2 protein-coding genes are annotated in these 22,017 nt (G+C 44.9%); both read right to left on the minus strand.

Going from position 1 to position 22,017, the window contains the following annotated elements; all coding sequences use genetic code 11:
- Nucleotides 1–24 precede the first annotated feature (24 nt).
- On the minus strand, nt 25–12,057 hold the full coding sequence (locus tag N475_RS08610) for a non-ribosomal peptide synthetase (RefSeq protein WP_063365063.1): 12,033 nt from the start codon (nt 12,055–12,057) through the stop codon (nt 25–27).
- Nucleotides 12,054–22,016: a non-ribosomal peptide synthetase gene (locus tag N475_RS08615; RefSeq protein ID WP_063365064.1), complete on the minus strand. Its 9,963-nt coding sequence runs from the start codon at nt 22,014–22,016 to the stop codon at nt 12,054–12,056. The genes N475_RS08610 and N475_RS08615 overlap by 4 nt, the downstream gene beginning before the upstream one ends.
- Nucleotide 22,017: the final 1 nt, after the last annotated feature.

A 22,017-nucleotide genomic window follows, 5' to 3' on the forward strand; every position in this document is an offset into this window, starting at 1 on the left:
AAAATTACAACATAATATTTACATTTATTTGTGCAGTATGTAGTTACTTTCTATCTCTACCACTAGGTGTTTTACTTCCTCTTGGTTTCGTAAAATTGAAAGGTGATCACCGTCTATTTCAAACGCCTTGATGTCCCTAACCACACGCTGCCATCCCATGTCTAATTTGATTTCTTGACCCTCAAATTCTGACGTTTTCGCTGCTTTAATCACGGTAACAGGTAAATCTGGTAATGGGGCCTCCAGTACGACTTTTGCCAGTAGCTGTGCCCTATATGTTTGATAAAACCGTCCAAGTTGAGCCTGTGAGAAGTAAATACCAACGTGTTCCAACCAGCTGGCTAACATCTCAAGCTTTGTCGATTCAGCCATTTGAATATAGTGGGCAATCTCATTTTGTCGCGGTGATAAGTCAAAAAACTCACAAAGATTATCCAGTATAAATTGGCTAATTTGAGTTTCGCTCACAGCACTCGCCGGTTTACTTGGTAACGGTGTATCGAGTATTGTCAAAGAAGTGATTTCTCCTTGCTCTGCTTGCCTGACCATTTCATAACCAATAAAACTACCGAAGGAGTGAGTAACCAAGTGTACAGATGGCAACATTTTTATGGCTGCTAAGTAGTGTTCAGCGGTGCGTGTCACCGACCCAACAATCTCTGGTTTATTTGCTATTTTTTCAGGTTGTAAACCATATACTGGGATCCGCGAGTCCAACTCTTCGACTAAACGTTGAAACGCCATCAACATACCACCAGCGCCTGCAATCATTACAACAGGAGTAAAACCGGCCTCACCATCCTGCAAGCACATTAATGTACGTGTAACAGCTTCATTCTCTCGTAACTCTTTTCTTTGCCGCTCAATATATCCTGCTAGCGCACCGACACTTGGGTGCTGTATCACGACAGTCAACGGAATAGATAAGTTTAGTTGTGCTTCAATTCCTGCCACCAAGCGCATCACTAATAATGAGTGACCACCCAGTAAAAAGAAGTCATCATCAAGCCCTACACGGTCTACCTTTAACAGCGTGGCAAATTGCCTAGCTAAACATTTTTCCAATAAACTCTCAGGCACTTTATATTCTTTCTGTTGTGCTTTTAGCTGCTGCGCCTGCAAAGTGAGGGCTTTGCGGTCTAGCTTACCATTTGACGTATGAGGTAAACGGTTAATAGGCACCCACTGCTGAGGGACCATGTAACTGGGTAAGCGCAATTTCAGCTGATCAATTAATTCTGCCGTAGAGGAGTATTGGTCCCCGAATTCTACAAAGGCAACTAACTGTGCATGGTCGCTGGCATCTTGCTTAATCACTACTGCACATTGCTCAATGCCATCCAAAGCCAACACTTGCCGCTCGACTTCAGCCAACTCGATGCGATAGCCTCGCACTTTCACTTGCCCATCTTGGCGACCAATATAAACAAGCTCTCCTTGGTCATTAACTTTTACTCTATCGCCAGTTTTATATAACCTGACTCCAGTATCAGGATCGACAATGAAGGACTGTGTCGTTTTTTGTTCATCACCTAAATAGCCTCTGGCAAGCGCAACACCACTAACATACAACTCACCGGAAACATAATTAGGAACAGGCTTTAAACGTGCATCTAGCACATGCAGTTTGACTCCGGCAACAGCTCGGCCAATGGCAACTTCATCGCCTTTGAATTGAGTCACATCTTGTAAGGTTGTAGATATAGTTGCCTCTGTTGGTCCATACGCATTGATCAAATGTATGCGCTCTCCCTGCTTCTGCTGCCATTTACGTAATGCAGCTACTTGCATTTGCTCACCGCCAATAGTGATGACGCGCAACTGCGGGTTAAGGCAAAATTCACTCGCACAAAGTTGATGCCAATACGCGGTAGGTAAACTCATAAGAGTTAAATCGGCATGATGACTTAAGGTGCTTAACTTCTGCACATCCAACAGCTTTGTCTGCTCACTGAGCACTAAGGTTGCGCCATTCAATAAGCTACAAAACAGTTCCTCAGCAAATACATCAAAGCTGAAGCTAGCAAATTGTAAGTAGTTGTCTCGATTAGAAATGCCATATTCACGAGATAAAAAGCGCACATAATTGAGAACACTTCGCTGCTCTACCATAACGCCTTTTGGTACGCCTGTAGTTCCTGACGTATAAATCACATAACATAGATCTGTCGGAGATGATTTAGCAATGTTCATCTGAGCACTGGTGTTTTGAACACAATCTATTTCCGCTAGCAGGTATGTCTTGCAGTTAACTTGCTCCGTATGCCAAAGCTGGTTGTCAGCCAAAATCAAAGCAACTCCAGCGTCATTGACAATCAGGCTCTTTCTGCTTTCAGGCAAAGCAGCAGTGATTGGCAGATAGGCCGCCCCAGCCTTCAAAACAGCTAAAATGGCGACGACTAAATCAATACTGGGTTCAATACAAATGCCCACAATAGGTTGCGCACTGCATTCATCAAGTTGGGCTTGTAACCAACTCGCCAATTGTGATGACTGCTTATCTAATGCGCCATAACTCAATTTGTGGACTGGTGAGCTATTTTCCCCATCGTAAAACACCACCGCATCATCATGTTCAAACCGTTTTGCGGCCTCGTAAAAGGCATCAGGAATGGAACTTTGAGAGAGAATTGGCTGCCCGCCTTGTCGATCAGAAAAACCAAAGCTCGCAGTCGGAATGGACAATGATTTATCTGCACTGCGTTCATTTGGCAACACTTGTGGGAGCTCACCCAATAGCCGCTGCGGCGAGTTGCAAACCACCTCGATTAAGTGCGCAAGCATCGCCAAGAAATGGGTAGCGTGCTCTTTTGACAATAAACTTGTTTGGTAGCAAGCAGTTAAGGATAGCTGCTGACTACCCGATACAACCAGCGTAAAGGGGTAATGCGTTTGATCTCGTTCGCTGCGATACACTAGCTCAAATGGCGCATTCGCTTGAGCTCCCAATGGGGATTGAGGAAAGTTCTCAAACACATATAAAACATCAAAAAGATCACTATGATTGTCTATGGGACTACAGTGATGCGCGTCACTCAACGCGGTTTGAGTATAATTGGTCAAAGATGCAAAGTTATCTTTGCACCCCAGCAAAAAGTCATGGACAGACGTTTCTAAATCAACTGGCACCAATACCGCTTGCGTATTTATGTAAGCACCAACTCGATTTTCCATGTTATGTAATGCAGCAGGTCGACCCGCAATAGTTTGGCCAAATAAGGCGTATTGACTCTGACAACACACGCTCAACCAATAGGCGAACATGCTTTGGATAAGATGATTGGCCGTGATCCCCAACTTTGTTGTACATCTATTAATTAGCTCACACAGAGCTACAGGGAATTGTAACGTGTCTTCTCGATACTCGGCCTCCTCTATGTGAACACCCGTTTGAAGATGCTCACTGAGCAAAGTTGGTCTATATGCTTCTTGTAAATATGTCTGCCAAAACTGCGCAGCCTCTGGCTGTTTATTTGCCTTAATGTATCGAATAAAGTCTACATAGTTATCTGGTTGAATTAAGGCACTTTGAGCTGCAATTCGAGCATTGTAAAAACGTAAAAGCTTATTGAACAGTACCGGCAGTGACCACCCATCCATGATCATGTGATGGTAAGTCCAAACTAATCCCCAATGAGACTGAGCCATAGGCAGCAAACGTAGCTTCATACAAGGCGCTGCATCGAGTGCAATACCAAGCTGATACTCTCGCTCTGCCACAGTTTCTAGGTGACCTTTTTGTTCATTCACAGGTATATCGAGATAGGCGTCAATACATATAGGGAGTTCACAGTTTTCCAATACCAATTGTACTGGCTCTCCGTCTAATGTATTGAACGCACTGCGCAATATGCTGTGCTGCGCCATGACTTGCTGCCATGCATATACAAATGCCTCGCTGTCAAAATGCCCCCTAAAAATCATCTTGCTCTGTTCAAGATAAGGCCGGCAGTCTGAAGGGCTTAGCTGACTTTGAAACCACATTCCCTGCTGTAAATAACTCAAGGGATAAATATCAGCGACATTCTCAGCTTTGTACTGTGCCACTAAACTATTTAACTGACGTGATGAGCAACGAGTTAAAAGCGAAAAGTCACTGGTTGTGTACCAGCGTTTGGACAACCCTTTACAATGGGTGATGATGTCTTCAATAGCACTTTCTAGTGCAAGTTTGAATGCATTTGCATCATGGTTGCTTATCAAAGCTGTATCAAAGTCTATATTGATACTGAGTTCACCAGCCGAAATTGCAGCCGTAAGCTGCATGGCATAAAAAGCATGGTTTTGCTCACCGATCAAGGTTCCACAGCTCTCTGCGGCATCTCCCAATACACCTTGCTGACGGATAACCGTGTCTAACTGACCAAGATAGTTAAAGAATATGAGCTCCTTGGTATCAATATGAAGCGCATTTCTGTGTTTCTCTTCGGGATGCATATAGCGTAACATGCCATACTCATCTGAAATTAACTGTGTACTGTGCAAGGCTTCTTTTGCTGCACAAATCACATCCTTCACAGCATTAGAATTAGCATATAAATGCAGTGGATACATGGCTGTCATCCAGCCTACAGTTTCACTTCCTTTTACCTGTCCTTGTAATTGCGTGCGGCCATGACCTTCCATCATCACCACCTGTGATTGCACCTGATATTGCTGCATTACGGCTAGGTGCAAAGCAGCCAACAGTAGCGTCTGAATACGCGTGTTATAAGGTTGATTGGCATCGGTTAGTAATGTTTGAGTATGCTCCCTAGACAGCGTCAACTGCAATTGCGCCAATGCGCTTGAGGAGTTCGTTGAAGACGAAGTTATAAACTGTTGGGCATTAGCAGCCGCCACACAAGTAGTCCAGTTACTCACCTTTGCAACTTGCTGCGCGTGCTCCCTAAAGTGGGCTGAAACTTGTTGAAGATTTGCCTGCTGTCGTCTTTTTGGCATTGTTGAGTTACTGGTACTGGCCTCTAGGCCTTGCGCCAAGTCTTCTAATAACACACGCCAAGTAACCCCATCCACCAATAAGTGGTGGGCGATCAACACCAATCGATTCGTTTGCTCGTCAGCTGGCGTAACAACATATAGTGCTTTAAACAAGATACTGCCATCAAAGCGCAATGACTGTTGAGCTTGTTCACAATGCGTGTGTAATTGGTTTCGCCAGTCTTCTGTATTGCTAACATCCAACACATCAACAACTTGCAGAATGACAACATCGGAAGCAAATTTAAGTAAATTGGGCCGCTCGACTATTAGCCTTAAACTGTCATGATGCTCAATCAAATACTCCATCACTTGGTAGATATCAGCAGTTTTAACGCTTTTGTCTACAGATACCATCACCCCCTGATTCCAGTGTTCAGGGTCTTCAAATTCTTGCTCTAAAAACCATTGCTGCGCAGGTAATGGCATCAATACCCCTTCGCACATCACATTCTCATCGCCTTGTTCTAGGTCGGGCTGAGAGTCATTCAAATGTTTGCTGAGCTTGGCCACACTTGGGAAAGCAAATATATCTGCCACGTTTAGATCCAAGCCGAGCACTCGAGCACGGCTAACAATTTGGATACTTAAAATTGAGTCTCCACCTAAAGCAAAAAAGTCACTGTTCACATCCATAGAGGAGCTGTTTAGTACCTCACGATAAAGTCCAAGTAACTTACTTTGAAGCGGCGAAGCGTTTTGCTCTGGTAATGTGTGTAAATCTGACTCAATGTGTTGCGCTTCAAACTGGGCTTGCAAGACTCGATTATCCACTTTGCCATGCGCTGTCAGTGGCAATGTACTGAGCACGATGTAATGGCTCGGCAACATGTAACTAGGCAATACTTTTTGCAGTTGCTCTTTCACTGCTCGCGCACTAAACCCCTTAAGGTCAGCATTCGCGGGGACCACAAAAGCCACCAACTGCTGGCTCTCATTGGCACTTTTACACACTAATACAACACACTCCTCAACTGCTACAGACTGTTTTAATTGAGCAGTAATTTCATCCAGTTCAATACGGTAACCACGCAGCTTAATTTGTTCATCATTGCGACCAAGGTATGCAAGGTGAGCATGGTCTACCTGACGCACTAAATCACCACTACGATATGCTCTAATCACCTCCTCATTTGGTGCCTTCCAGTGGACAAACCGCTGTTCACTAAGCTGTTGACGGTTAAGATAACCAAGTGCGACTCCTGCACCCGCAATATACAGCTCACCTACCGCGCCAGGTGGTTGTAACTGACCAGCACCGTCCAAAACCAACAGCAATGTATTGTCGATTGGTCCACCAATGTTAGGGATTTCTAAGTGATTCTCTACTACGCCCGAAGTTGCAACTACAGCGGTTTCTGTGGGACCGTAGTTATTAACCAGCTTGAAATTAAAGCGTTGCGTGTCTGTCACGCCAAGTTTATCTCCTCCCACCAACAGATACTGTAAATCACGAGGACAAAATGCTTGGTCGGCCATCACAGCCATTGCAATTGGGGTGGCTAAAAAACTATGCGTAACAGCGTATTTATCCATGCAAGCTGAGAGGGCCTTTGCATCGCTAAAGGTGGTTTTTGGCACGAAAGTTAGCGTCGCACCAGCACATAGATAAGGCCAGACTTCCCATGTGGCTGCATCAAACGCCACACTCGCGGTTTGAGTCGCAACACTGCGACTATCTACTGCAAACGCATGTTGATGCCACTGACATAAATTGCTTAACCCTTCTTGTGGTACGACTACCCCTTTTGGTTGGCCCGTCGTGCCTGAGGTATAAATGACATAAGCAGGTTGGTTCTTTGCGAGTTGCAAAACGGGCAAACTTTCGACATTTAGCTGCGCGCGATTCGTATCTAATTTAATTATCTGGGCTGAGAGGTTTTCTGGAGAACCGATCAAATGGGCCAGCTTGGTGTATGTTACAACACACGTACAGCCGCTATCTTCAGCGATATAGCGTATCCTGTCTTTTGGGTAGTCAGGGTCGACGGGAACATAACTCGCGCCAATACGCATAGCTGCAAACATTGCTACCACCCAATCAATACCCGCGGGAAGGCATAGCAACACAGTATCACCAACTGTAACGCCTACGTTTAGTAATTCATGCGCAAGCTGTTGCGAACTGCGTTCAAGTGTTTGATAGCTGACCTTCCGACCATCGGGCTCTAACAGCGCGGTACGTTGCCAAAGAGCAGGATCAGCTTGGTGGGACAATACTTGCGAGATCACATCATTTGCCTGATGTGCGCAACTGCGCCCATGTAGAACTGCCCCTTGCCAGTCTGAAACCATCGGTAACAAACTGACCTTGTCACTCGTAGACGCTAAAGCGCCAGTGACAAGCACTTCAAACGCCTTGGCCAAGCGCTCAATGGTCACAGGTTCAAATAATGATTTGTTGTAGATCCAATTTAAAGTCAACCCTTCATCACCTTCACTACAGGTGACATCCAGTTCAAACTTGGCCTTCACCTGCTCTGTCATAGCAGGTGTCACAATTAACTCAGGCAACTTCAACTCAGTATGTTCTTTAGGGTTAAAAGCAAAGCTAATTTGAAATATGCTGTGATGACTTAAATCACGCGGTTGCTGCAATGTATCCACTATTTTTTCAAATGGCATTGCTTGATGCTCATGAATAGCTAGCATCACTTCTTTTTGCTGCTCCATCAGTGATTTGACTGTCATTTGCTCGTCAAAGCACATACGAATAGGCAATGTATTAATAAAGAACCCAACAACTTCATCCAACTGATGTGCTGTTCGACCCGAAAATGGGGAACCTATGACCACATCACGGGTGTTGCTAAAGCGCGCTACACATAATGAAAATAAAGTGTGAAGCCATATAAAAGTGCTAACACTTAAATTCTGGCTCTGCTCGGTTATCTGTTTATATTTTTGTTTATTAAAATGCTGAACATATTGCCCACCATGCTGAGCGGCCTGTTTGGCACGAGCCCTATCAAGGGGCAATTGATGTACCACTGGCGCACCTGATAAGTGCGCCAGCCAAAATTCACGGTGTTGTTCAAGCGACTGTTGTTGCATGCAAGCCCGTTGCCACTGAGCATAATCAATATAACTCGTCGAGCTAGGCTTACTTATTTTTGCAGTGTTAAATACACTATTTGTACATAGCGCGGTGTATGCCTTTGTAAAATCCCTGACGATCAAGCGTAGCGAATGAGCATCACAGGCAATATGATGAATATTAATTAACAGTTTAAAATGACATGAGGATGCCTTTAGTAAGTGCACCCGCAGCATAAGATCATGTTGCAAATCAAATGCGCGTTGACCATCATCGCGTTGTAGCTTGCGCCAAGCAAACTCTATTTCCGCTGGAGATTTATCACTCGCATCGACAAATACAATTGGCATTGTCTTTATTGGCAGTACATGCTGCTCGATATTGCCCTGCTCAGCTTTTCTATACACAGTGCGTAACACAGGGTGTTGCTTCACAACACTTAGCCATGCTCGCTCGAAAGCAGATTGGTTTAATGGCCCCTGTATATCAAACAGTAGTGGCACATGGTAAAGCGCAGCATCTTCCCCCAATGTGTCAAGCGTATCTAATGTCCACAGCCTTTGCTGAGCAAACGACAACGGCGCACGAAGCTGATCGTTGGATACGGGTATACCTATCTCATCCGATACCGCTGCTCCCTTATCAAGTTGTGCTGCGAGTTGAGCCACGCTTGAAAATTGGAAGACATCTTTGAGCGACACCGATACGTGATATTGGGCTTGTAAAAAGCTGACTAATTCAACGGCAAGTAATGAGTGTCCACCCAAACTGAAAAAGTCACTGTCTCTACCGACTTGCTGACAATGCAATACCTGTTCAAAAGCATTTGCGACTTGTTGCTCTGCCTCACTCTTTGGAGATTCGTATTCACTAATCTGCTCACAGTTTTCCAGCAATGAGAGCAGTTGTTTTTTGTCAACTTTACCATTGCTGGTAAGCGGTATTTCCACCACACTAACGATACTGCGCGGCAACATAAAATCAGGTAAGGTTGTTTTTAAAAACGCGATTAGCTCATTAGTCATCTTATGAAATTGAGCGTCGGAATTCACACTTACAAACGCTTCAATCGTCGCGCCTAGCAAAGCATTCGTGTCCAGCAGTACTACCGCCTCATCAATCCAATGATGCGACCTGAGCTGATTTTCAATTTCACCCAACTCAATGCGGTAGCCACGTACTTTGACTTGATCATCGATGCGACCTACATACGTCATCTCACCGCTGGGTAATAGCCTGACTAAATCACCCGAGCGATAAACACGCTCACGATGTTGTGATGACAAGCTTACTTCAATAAAGCGCGCACTATTTAGTTCGGGACGTTGCCAATAACCACGCCCGACCCCCTCTCCGCCAACGTATAACTCACCAACAGCACCTTGTGGGAGCAACTGCTGATGCTCATCCAACACATAGCAAGAAGTCGTTGGTATCGGTTTACCTATATTACTAACCCCAAGCTCTAAGTCAGAATCACTTAATCGCTTAAACGTCACATGCACCGTTGTTTCGGTGATCCCATACATATTAATTAATTCACAGTGGGGTAGCATAGAACGCCAAGGCTTGATTTTACTGGGCTGCAGCGCTTCTCCACCAAAAATTACATATCTCACAGAAGGCACTGTGCCCAACTCAGCCTGCAGTGATAGCATGCAAGCCTGCAATACGTAAAAAGCGCTGGGGGTTTGATTTAGTACACTCACTTGTTCTGACAATAGCAGTTTTGCAAACGCCGATGTGTCTTTGTAAACATCCTGTTTGACCATCACGAGCTTGCCGCCAAACAACAGCGCGCCATACATTTCCCAAACAGAAAAGTCGAAGCAAAATGAATGGAACATGGTCCATACATCTCGCTCATTAAAATCAAATAAATTGGGTGTAGGGTGTAAAAGTCGTACCACGTGACGGTGCTCGATTTGCACGCCTTTTGGCTTGCCTGTGGTACCCGATGTATAAATTATATAAGCGAGCTGCTGAGGGTGTATCGCGACATGTTTATAAGGTTTAGTAGACTCTAAAGCACGACTATTCAATGCTTCCTCTACAACCAACACGTCCACTGCAAGATGGGAGAATATTTCTCGTGTCAGCTTATCGCAAATCAGTATGTCAGCCCCGACATCACCGACAATGTATTCAATACGTTCAATCGGGTAGCTAGGATCGATAGGCACATATGCACCACCAGCTTTGAGAATAGCTAATAGAGTCACTACCATATCGATACCCCGAGACAGGCTAACAGGTACCAATTGCTCAGGTTTTATACCCTGTGCCTGCAATACAGCAGCGAGTCGATTGACCTGCTGATTCAGCACTTCATAACTCAAAGCCGTGTCAGAATCCGTCAATGCAACTCTAGACGCAAACTTGTCTACTTGCTGCTCAAAAAGAGAGACAATAGTGTCTTGCTTAGGCCAATCAACATATTGGCATTGGGGCTGAGCCAACATCGCTGACTTTTGCGCTTCATCCATCAGTGGGAGTTGCCCGACCGGTGTATTGGGCGCAGTAATAATGCCATTGAGCATCACTGAAAAACTGTTCGCCCACTGTTCTATTGTGGCTCGTTCGTACAAGTTACTGTCATACTTCCAATGTAACACCAAAGTGTCGTCTAACTGTTGCACATTTAGCTCAAGGTCACATTTCACTGCAACAGGTTCGCCATCTACAGGCGCGGTCTCAATGACTTCAAGTCCAGGGAGATGCAACGAAGTATCTTGGCCCTGTGTGAGGGAAAATAAAATTTGCACGACTGGGTGGTGACTTAGATCTCGACCACCCGCAGCTAATTCTGTTACACGGTCGAAAGGCAAGGCTCTGTACTCAAGCGCCTCAAGGATTTGTGCTTTGTGGGCACTTTGCCAAGTTGAAAATGCTAAGTCTTGTTCTATCTCTGCTTCAACGACAAGCGTATTCACAAATAAGCCTATCAGTTTTTCTAACTGCGGGTTGTCTCGCCCGAGTACCGGCGTGCCAATGAGAACAGAGGATTGCTGGTTGATACGAGCAATAAACAACATAAAGGTACTCATTAACCACATAAACAAGGAACTTTGTTGCTGTGCAGCTAACGCAACCAGAGCTTTGCTTAGCGAAGCTGGCAAGGTTTGAACATAGCGCGCGCCTTGCAGTTTCTGCACCGCAGCTCTGGGCTTATCTGGTGGTAAAGATTGCAGAGGTGATTTGTCTTGTAAGACACGTTCAAAATATGACAGGTGAGGCTCAAAATAGGCGTCGTTTAAGTGTGCTTTTTGCCACTCGGCATAGTCGCCAAATTGACACATCAATGGCGGCAAAGTTTTTGGAGCACCTTTGAGTAAGGCGCTATAGCAATGTTCTATTTCGGCCACTAAGTTAGCCATTGATGCACCATCAGACACGATATGGTGCATATTAAAAGCCAACCAATGACGCTGCTCATCTGAAACCAGCAATACGCGTATAAGCAGGTCTTTCGACAAGTCAAATGGGCGCGCATAAAAGCTTTCTAATCTAGATTGCATGTGTACTTGCTTGTCGCCTTCAACGCCACTTATATCAACGTATTCAAACGGTGTTTCAAATGCATTTTGGACCTTAACAAACGGCTTGCCTTGCGATGCATGATCCGCATGAAAAGTGCTACGCAAGCTATCATGGCGCTGAATCACAAATTGAACCGCTTGCTCTAATGCGTTTGCCGAGATGTTACCAAGCAGTTGAAATTCTGCCGGCATATAATACTGACGACTCCCCTGTAACTGCTCAATAAACCACAGCCCCTCTTGCGCATAGCTCAAAGGCATAAATTGCGATACCTGCGCTTTGGGAATTTCAACTCTCTGTGCTTTATCGCCTATGGCACTGTGCTGCTGAAAATAGGCCAACAATTGATCTTTTTTTGCAATAACGCGCTGTTTCAATCCATCAGGAAAGCCATGCTTTTGGCGAAATGCTAGCTTCCCCTCTTTGGCATATAACGTAATTCCGGCATCAAGTGCTTCTTCGATCAAGGATTCAATTGCTTGTAATTCACCACCATTCACAGGAACATCTCCTCTGATGAATCGTTCGAAGAATCGTTCGAAGAATCGTTCGAAGAATCGTTCGAAGAGTCATTTAGTGGAGTGTCTTGAGCATTTCCCTTTTCGACAGCATCAAGAGACGCATTGATCCGCACCCACTTCGCCAGTGCTGCGACATTGGGCCGTTCAAACAGAATCCGTACCGGCATCGTCACGCCTAACTGCTCTTGTATCAAACCGACACATTGCACTGCCAATAACGAATGACCTCCCATAACAAAGAAACTATCTGTCACGCCACATTGATTGACTTCAAGCACTTGGATAAATATCGCCAGAAGAGACTTCTCTAATTCTGTCTGAGGAGCAACCACCTCATGGCTCACATGGACATTGCGTGCCATACCTTTTAGTTTCTGAGTATCGACTTTACCGTTAACAGTCAGGGGAAAACTGCTCACTTGTATAAAGCGATGGGGCAACATATAGCTCGGTAATTGCATCACCAGCTGAGACTGCAATAAAGTGTGTAATGTTTCATCCATGAGCTTGGGTTGTGCATGCTCTGTGCTTTGACTTGTTACAACGAATGCTTCTAAATTATCCTGCTTCTCGTTAAGTAATACACATGCCTCTTCAACTTCAGGTAATTGCTGCAAATAATACGCTACTTCATGTAGTTCAACCCGATAACCTCGCAATTTAATTTGCTCATCTGTGCGCCCTTCGAAACTCAACTGAACCTTATTAGAAACCGGATCTATCACCCATCTAACTTTATCTCCCGTACGATAATATCGATGGGCCTTATTGCTAGTCCCAAATGACAAAGAGGCAAATTTATGTTCAAGATTTGGTACATCCGTGACATAACCCGACGTTACCCCTTCACCACACACATAGAGCTCACCGATTACGCCTTGGGGTACGATCTGCTGTGCTTCATCAAGCACAACACACTGGCTGTATGGCAAAGGTGCACCTATTGGTACATGCCTGAAATTCGCATTGGTGAGTGCTTTAAGTGCATCACCGTCACAATGATAAACACAGGTCCCAACTGTGGTTTCGGTTGGGCCATATTCATTAATCCATAAAGCTTTAGGTAGGAACGTCTCTAGTTTACTCAATATCTCGCAGGTGAGAGCCTCACCACCAATCACCACTTGATGCTTAGCATTAAAGGTGCGCTGCAATGACATTCCCTTTATGATTTCGTAAACACCTTGAAGATGTGCAGGTGTAACTTTAAATAGCTTTGCTTGATCTGAGAATAAGCATTTGGCTAGTTGCGGCAGCATTTGCTCACCATCATCCAAAAATTCAATACCAAGTCCTGCGAGCAAACCGCCCCACAAGGAAGTCACAGTCGCATCAAACGCAAGCGGTGTACTGACGATGCTGCCTTGTAAGTCGCAATTGGTGTAGTCTCTTACTACATATGACAAATAGTGATATAAATTCTGGTGAGTGATCTGCACCCCTTTTGGCCGACCTGTCGTCCCCGAGGTATAGATCACATAAGCCAAGTCTGATACCTCTGATTTCGGCAGCTCTTCTTTGCTACCCATCCACAATTCTGACTCATCAATACAAAATAAAATCAGCGGTGTTTGCTTAATTGAGTCAGATAAATTGGCCAAGGTCCGCTTCAATTCGTTACACGTTACGAGCCCCGTTGCTTGACTGTCTTGTAGAATAAATTGAATGCGTTTAGCTGGCAGTTTGGGGTCAATAGGCACATAGGCGCACCCTGCTCTTAAAATTGCCAATAAAGAAACCGCAATATCAGTTGATGGAGAAAGACAAACCGCAATCCGTTGTTTCGGCCGAACTCCCTGATCTAACAAATATTTAGCCAAATCACCCGAACGTTGCCAAAGCTCACTATAACTCAAGCTCACTCCAGCATTGTCGCTGACAGCTCGTTTATCTTTTTGCAAATAAGCAATATTTTCAAATCTATCATGTAGACAAAGCGGCGCGCACTCCTGCACATTTTGCATCGCGCCTGCGTTTATAATGGCTTGTTGCTCGGCAGTACTAAGTATAGGTAGTTGCGAAATAGGGCGTTCAGGGGATTGTAATGCAGACTCCACCAGCACAAGAAACGCATCGGCAAAGCCTTTAATCGTATCAGCACTGAATAAAGCACGGCTGAAATTCCATTCGAATTCAATGCCATCACCGCGTTCTATCGCGTTGACCTCTAAGTCAAATTTCATTCGAGGCGCTTGAGCAGGCTCCATTTCTATATGCAGATGGGGGAGAGCAAAATCAGCAGCTTCATTATTTTGTAGGGCAAAAAGAATTTGAAACACAGGCTGGTGGCTTAAACTACGCTCTGGAGTGAGCGCTTCAACTAATTGCTCAAACGGCAAAGATTGATGTTTAAACGCGCCTAGAATAACGTCTCTTTGCTGTGTTAACCATGCATTAAAACTCATCTCCTGCGTAACTTTTCCACGGATCACGACGGTATTTACAAAGAAGCCAATTAGATCGTTTAGGGCTTGTTGCTCCCTACCGGCAACAGGAGATCCTATTGCCACATCGTTTACTCCACTCAAACGCATCACTAACAGTGTAAACGCACTGTGCAACCACATAAACAAGGTGACACCTTGGGTGTGGCAATGCACTCGAAGCGCTTCAGTAATTGATGCATTCAATTTGATGTTATGACGAAGGCCCGCCAATTCTTGCACTTTCGGCCTGACATAATCTAAAGGTAATTGGTGTAAAACAGGACAATCATTTAACGCCTCTAGCCAGTACGCAAGTGCCGCGTTTTGCATTTCTACAAACTGTGTTTCGCGCTGCCAATGCGCATAATCCGCATATTGAATCGATAATGGAGTCGCTAAATGGTCAGGTAGCGGAAAGCTTTGCTCATCACTGTGGTAGCGATAAAAAGCAATTAATTCCCGTACTAAGATAGCCATGGACCACCCATCACTGGCAATGTGATGCATATTAAAGTGCACCCAATAATTGTGCTCAGCACGTTTAATTATCGTAACGCGCAACATCACGTCCTGACTTAAGTCAAACGGCTTGTCACACACTTGAGACACCAATAACTGCTCTCTTTGTACTTGCTGCGCAGGCTCCAGTGCAGTTATATCTTCATACACCAATGGCGTCTCTACCTGAGCTCTGGGCAATTGTTCTGGCGCCTCACCACTGGCGCCCGGCAATATTATTGAGCGTAACACTTCATGGCGTGCAATCACGCTATTCAAGGCAGTACTAAAAGCGACTAGATCAAGTTCACCCGAGAATATAAAGCTTGCGGGCATATGATACTGGGCACTGCCCGTTTGTAATTGATCAATAAGCCATAAGCGTTGTTGTGCAAATGAAAGTGGCAGCGAGTTTTCTCTTGAAACAGTGGGGATTTGATGTGATTTAGTGATCTTGTCAAATTGAGGGATGGCTGCTGCTAGCGCACTTACACTTGGCGTTTTAAACAATTGCGGCAAAGTAATGTCAATTTGCTTTTCCTGTCGAATTTGGCTGATTAAGCGGATGGCTAATAATGAATGTCCACCTAATTCAAAAAAGCTATCATTGAGGCCAATGTGTTCGGTCAGTAGAACTCCTTTATATAAATCAAGTATGTACTTTTCCATGTCTGACAGCGCTTCGAAATGCACACGCGTTGCAGTACTACTCACCATTTGACTGTCATGCAAGGCGTCCATTAGCGCTTGCTTATCAACCTTGCCATTTCGAGTCAGCGGAATCGCGCAAACTTGATGAAATGCTGAAGGTATCATATAAGGCGGTAAGTGCTTTGTTAATGACTGACGGATTTGCCGCTCGCTGAGTGCCATTCCAGTTTGATATACAAGGTGCGCAACAAGGCGTTGCTGAGCCTCATCCAGTGTTAAAGCGCAGTCTTCAACCTCCGGTAATGCTCTTATATGGTGCGATATTGCTTCTAAATCTATACGATAGCCACGCAATTTGACCTGCTCGTCAATCCGTCCAAGATAACGTAGGAGTTCAGGGTAGCCTTGCTCGTCTATTTGCCATTTCACGATATCACCTGAACGATAACAGCGCATTGACTGCGCTTGGCAAAGCGCACATTCTGTGAATTTTTCAGCGCTCAATTCAGGTTGGTTAATGTAGCCATTACTCACCACTTTACCAGCAATGAGTAGCTCTCCGGGCATATTGCGCACTGCCGGCTGATTAAACTCATCCACCACCAGCATAGTAACACCTTCAATCGGCAACCCTATCGGCACATCAGGTGTTCGAGTCAGCAAGTCTGTCGATATTTCATTGGTTATTTCAAAAGTGCTCACACCAACGGTTGTTTCTGTCGGACCGTATTCATTGATCCAGCGACAGTTTGGCAACTTGGCCCGAAGTGCAGCAATGACATCACTCTCAAGTGCTTCACCCCCGATCACGACTGTATGCGCACTCAAACACACCGATGCATCACTTGTTAGTGCCAATACTGCTCGAAGGTGTGCGGGTGTCAATTTAAATAAGCTTTCCTGAGCCTGCCAAAGCAATTCGATCAAATCAGGAATTAACTCCCCTCCTTGTCGCGTAATAGTGAGTTCACCACCCATTGTCAAAGTTGGTAAAATTGCTGTCACGGTTGCGTCAAACGCAACCGGAGTACTCATTACAGCGCATATAGGTTGTGTATGAGTAGCTACGTATTGACGATGTGCATGCTGCAAATAACCCTGTAAATTTCCATGAGATATCGGCACCCCTTTTGGTTGTCCAGTCGACCCCGAGGTATAAATAATATAACTAAGACGCTTAGCTAAAGAGATATCACAGGGCTCTAAGTCATCTCCAGATGGTATGTGAGCAGGATATGCACTGAGCACAGATTCGGCATTTAAAACATCATCCAACAACAAGAAGTCTGTACCCGCTTCAATCAGTTTTTCTGCATCCCCACTTAAAGCCAGAGTCAACATCACTTCGGCATCTTCCACAATATGTGTGACCACATTGGTTGGTGCATCGCTATGCAGTGGTACGTAAATATGGTTAGCTTTCGCGATGCCAAGCATGGCCAAAGGTACTAAAGGCCCAGACGGTAGCAACAGTGCAATGCAACTTTGTGCAGGGAATGCCATCTCCAATAAGCAATGGGCTAACTGATTAGATAGCTGCTCTAGAGCTTGATATGAGTACTGCTCACCAGCAAAATTCACTGCTGTGTTTTGCGGAAAGCGAGCCGCCATATTTGAAAACTGTGTCGACCACGAAATCAGCTCGCTTGAAGCAAATTCAATTGGTTGAGATTTGGCGATAAATAGTTGCTGGGCCTGTGGCGACCAAAGTTGTAGCCGAGATAAAGGCAACTCTGGATCAGCTAGGCATTGTTGCAATACCAATTGAAATTGTTCGCCAAATTCAATCACACTTTGCTCATCCCAAATTGCGGTATCATATAACCATTCAATGGTGCAGCTAGCTTGACCATCTATCACCGATACTTCCAAGTCTAGTTTGGCACTGCGCTGAGCTTGAGCGTGCAGCGTAACATCTAATCCGTCTAGTTTAAGGGTCTCATTGACTTCATTGTTTACTCGAAAAACCACTTGTGCCAGTGGATGTATTGCCAAGCTACGAGGTACCTGAAGCTCTTCCACCAACATATCAAACGGGATTTCTTGATGAGATTGAACCGTCGCAAGCTGCGTTTGAGTTAACTGGAGTGCACTCATAAAATCAGTGCTATCGGTATATCTATCACGCAGAATTAGCGTATTAATGAAATTGCCTATCAACGGCTCAAATGCCTGCATGCTTCGCCCAGATACAGGTGTTGCCAGCACAACTTCACGACGCTGCTGAGCGCGGCTTAGCCATAAACTAAATACCGTTTTTAACACTTGAAACAGTGTAAAACCTGAGTCTCGGCAAAATGCTTTGATTGACTGTCTAAGTGCTTTAGGTAGTTCTACACAATATAATCCACCACCTTGAATAACTTGGTTAGATCTGGCTCTATCTGTCGGCAGCGCATGCTCAAGCGGCAAGTTACTGAGTTCTTCTTGCCAAAACGCCAAACTCGTTTGCCACTTTTCAGACTGTGCTCCGCGTAATTGCCAATCAATGTAGTCTATGTAGGAATATGGCCCTGCCGCGTTCAATGGTAAGACATTACCAGCCTTCAATTCTCGATAGGCTTCACTTATGGCTGTCGCCAAAACCCCAATCGACCACCCATCTGAGACAATATGGTGCATTGTGATAATCAGAACATGCTCAGTGTCAGCGAGTTTGAGTATTTTTGCTCGCAGTAGTAATTCCGAACATAACTTAAATGACAGCTGAGCATCTTGTGCCACTGATTGCTCCACGGCACGGGATTGATGCTGAGGAGAAATCTGCGTAAGGTCCTCGAGATTAAGCTTAAATGACAGTGCCTGATTAAGCGACTGATAAACATCACCACCTTGGTCTTGATGGTAGTTAAACGCCAGTATTTGCTGCGTATTTATCACATGGTTAAAGGCTTGCTCTAGGCAGTTAAAATCAAGCTGGCCATTCAGCGTGTAAGTACCTTGTAGGTTGTATTGCTCACTATGACCTTGCATATGATCGACAAACCAAATGCGTTGTTGTGCAAACGATAAGGGGTATCGAGACTGAGTCGCGACCTTGTTAATAGCAATTTCGTCACTGTCTGCTTCATGACGATTAATGCAATCCGCAAGCTCTGCCACACTAGGGTTGGCAAATATTTCTTTTAAACTTAGCGAGACTGAACATGTTGCAGCTAACTCATTGAGTAACCGCATTGCCAATAACGAATGACCTCCGACACTGAAAAAGCTATCGTCAATGCCAATACCTGTGCACCCAGTGAGAGATTCATATAACGCGATGAGCTCTCGCTGTAACTGAGTTTGAGGCAATCGACTTGACCCATTCACTGACAACGTTAGTTGTTGTAAATGTTTACGATCTATTTTCCCATTCGCTAGTTTTGGCAGCACTTTTAAGCTAACTAGATAAGTTGGAAGTAGATACGTGGGTAAAAGTTGCTTGAGCTTTTGTCGAATATGCTGCTGACACAGTACCAAATCCTGTGCCTCATCGCTGGCAACAAAATACCCCAGTAGTGTTTCTGTGCCAGCAATTTCTCGACTGATCACGGCTGCAGAGTTTACCTCAGGCAATGTACAAAGCTTGTTTTCAATGTCAGCCAAATCAACTCTAAATCCATTTATTTTTGGTTGATTATCGAGACGATTCAAAAATTCAATTTGATGATTAAAACTGCGTTTTACACGATCTCCAGTTCGATAAAAACGCAGAGGTTCAGCCCCCTTGTCTATGAGCGTGACAAAGCTTCTAGCACTTTGCGATTCATCGTTTACATATCCTTTGGCTACACTGGGCCCACCAATATAGAGCTCCCCAGGAGTCCCTCTAGGTACGGGTTGCTGATGAGCATCTAGTATTGCAAATGAGACATGAGAAAATGCTTGCCCAATTGGCACATTTTGCCCATCAAAACCCCTTGGTACAGCAAATGCACTCACGCCAATACATGCTTCTGTGGGACCATAGTGGTTTAAAACACCTTCTGTACTCGGTAACGAGTATAAATTTGCCACTAATTGCGCACTGAGTGACTCCCCGCCTAAAACCCACTGAGCAATATTCAGCCCATCAGCAGATTCAAACCATGGCCACAGCTCTGTAGCAAAAGAAGGCGTAAGTTTCACAAAGTTGACCCTTTGTTTAACTAAACAATCGACAAGCAAAGCCGGTTCTTGGGTGTTCGTTATGACCACGGCCCCACCGGCCACCAGCACAGGGAAGATCCCTGTTAAGCCGAGATCAGTTGCAAGCCCAGTCACTACGCCAGCACAAGTAGTTTGGCTAAATTGCACAGACTCAGACACGCCATTCACATAGCAATCAAGCGCCTCATGGCTCAACTCTGCGCCTTTTGGTTTGCCTGTACTGCCCGAGGTAAACATAATATAAGCAACATCTCTCGCGTCAGGGAACGCAGGAAGACTGTCGTTTTCAAGCTGCTGAGCGCGAAGCACTTTCGGGCAAAAGACATTAATTCTATGCGCTTCAAACTCAACAAGCGCCTCCATATGCGCTTCGGGCGCTAGCAACCAGTCGCTCTTAGCTTGATGCATAATCTCTAAAATACGAGCTGCAGGTGTTGCCGCATCTATCGGTAAGTAAGTTACCCCAGCACGCATTGCGCCGAGCATCCAAATTATGCAGTCTATCTCTTTACTTACCAGTAAAGTCAAAGGCCCAGAACTGGTATCGCGCATAGTCAATAACTGGCAAGCTAAAGTGTCTACTTGTAAGCATAAATCACGATAGCTCAGGGTAGTTATGGCCTTTGATGTATCTGGGCTTACTTGCACCAGAGCTGAGCCATTTGGATAGTTTTGCGCTCCTTGATAAATGGCCTCAATGACGGTCTTAGGCTTGGTCATGTCAGTGAAAGGCTGTACCGAACTGGTGGTCTCTTCATCCGTCGAGCACAATCTGATATGGCAAAGCGGTGTACTCCCTTGATGAGTGACCACAGCATTGATGACAGACTTAAAATCACTTGCAAACTGCTCAATAAACTGTGCATCAAATAAAGTACTCGCATAGTCAAAACAAAGCTCAGTACCCTGTTCAACATCACTGATGCTCAAGGTTAAATCATATTTTGCAGTTTGATTATCCAGCTCCTGCAAGGTCCCTGTCAGGGTCCCGCTCGCTAGGGCTTGCTTAGCAACCCCATTATAATTAAACAACACTTGAAACAAGGCCGAATGTGCAGTGGACTTGGCCAGCTCCATCGCATCAATAATATCTTCAACTGCCACTGCCTGATTCGCCAGATATTCAACAGATTGAGCCTGTGTTTGTGTCAATAGCGCGTTAAGCGATTGCTCACCTGACACCTTTAATCGCATAGGAAGCGTGTTAATAAAACACCCAACTACGGATTCAAAGTCATGTCGTTCTCGATTTAATACTGGCACACCCACGGTAATATCTGTGTTTTGACTGTATCGATGAAGTAAGCCGTAAAAAAGCCCCAGATATCCTGAGAATAAGGTAACGTCCAGGGTTTGGCAGTAATGCTCAAACTGCGCAGACTCATCTGGGTTTAATAAGATACGATTTTGCGCACCCTGATAATGCTTATAAGTATTACGTGGCATGCTGGTTGGCAACTCAAACACTGTAAAGTCAGCCAAAGTTGACCGCCAATACGCAAGTTGTTTTTTATATTCTGCGGTTTGCTGGTGTTGACTTTCCCAATGGACAAAATCCAAATATTGCAATGCAGGCACTTGGCGCACATGACCGGCTAATTCATCTAACAGCGCTTGAGTAAAGAGTTTAATGGACCAACCATCAGCGACAATATGATGCATACACAGATACAACCAATTGCCATGTCCATTGTGAGTCAGCAAACTGGCTTGCATTAAAAGATCTGAAGCTAGGTTGAAACGATATTGAAGTTTGTCTTGGACTAATGTGGCTGCTGCTTTGTAGTCCAACTCTGATGAGGCCGCAATTTCACTAACATGGAGTACTGCGTCTTGATCGACAACTTGCTTGACCTCCCCCCCTTCTTGACGAAATTGGCTGCGTAACACGTCGTAATCTTGAAGCACCTTATTAATAGCGAGTTCCACTTGCTCTACAGAATATGACTGTGACAACCTCAACAAGCCAGTCATATTGTATGCATTTAGCTCTCCTTCGTACTGTTCTAAAAACCAGATACGCTGCTGCGCTCGAGACAGTCTCCCCACCTTTTGGTGATGCCTTTGCATATAGGCGATTAACTCCGATTTGTGAGCTCGGATCAGCGCTAACTTTTCGGCGGGAACATCGCTGTTGCGACTCCTGAGCTTTAAGCGCCCGTCTTGTAAATACACAAATATCCCTTGACCATCTAACTCGGCCAACAAAGTTTCTATCGCTGAATTTTCCATT

The organism is Pseudoalteromonas luteoviolacea DSM 6061, assembly GCF_001625655.1.
GTDB lineage: Bacteria > Pseudomonadota > Gammaproteobacteria > Enterobacterales > Alteromonadaceae > Pseudoalteromonas > Pseudoalteromonas luteoviolacea.

Bases quoted from the DNA above. Each gene is read 5' to 3' on its own strand.
- N475_RS08615 (WP_063365064.1), bottom strand. From the start codon at position 22,016: ATGGAAAATTCAGCGATAGAAACTTTGTTGGCCGAGTTAGATGGTCAA.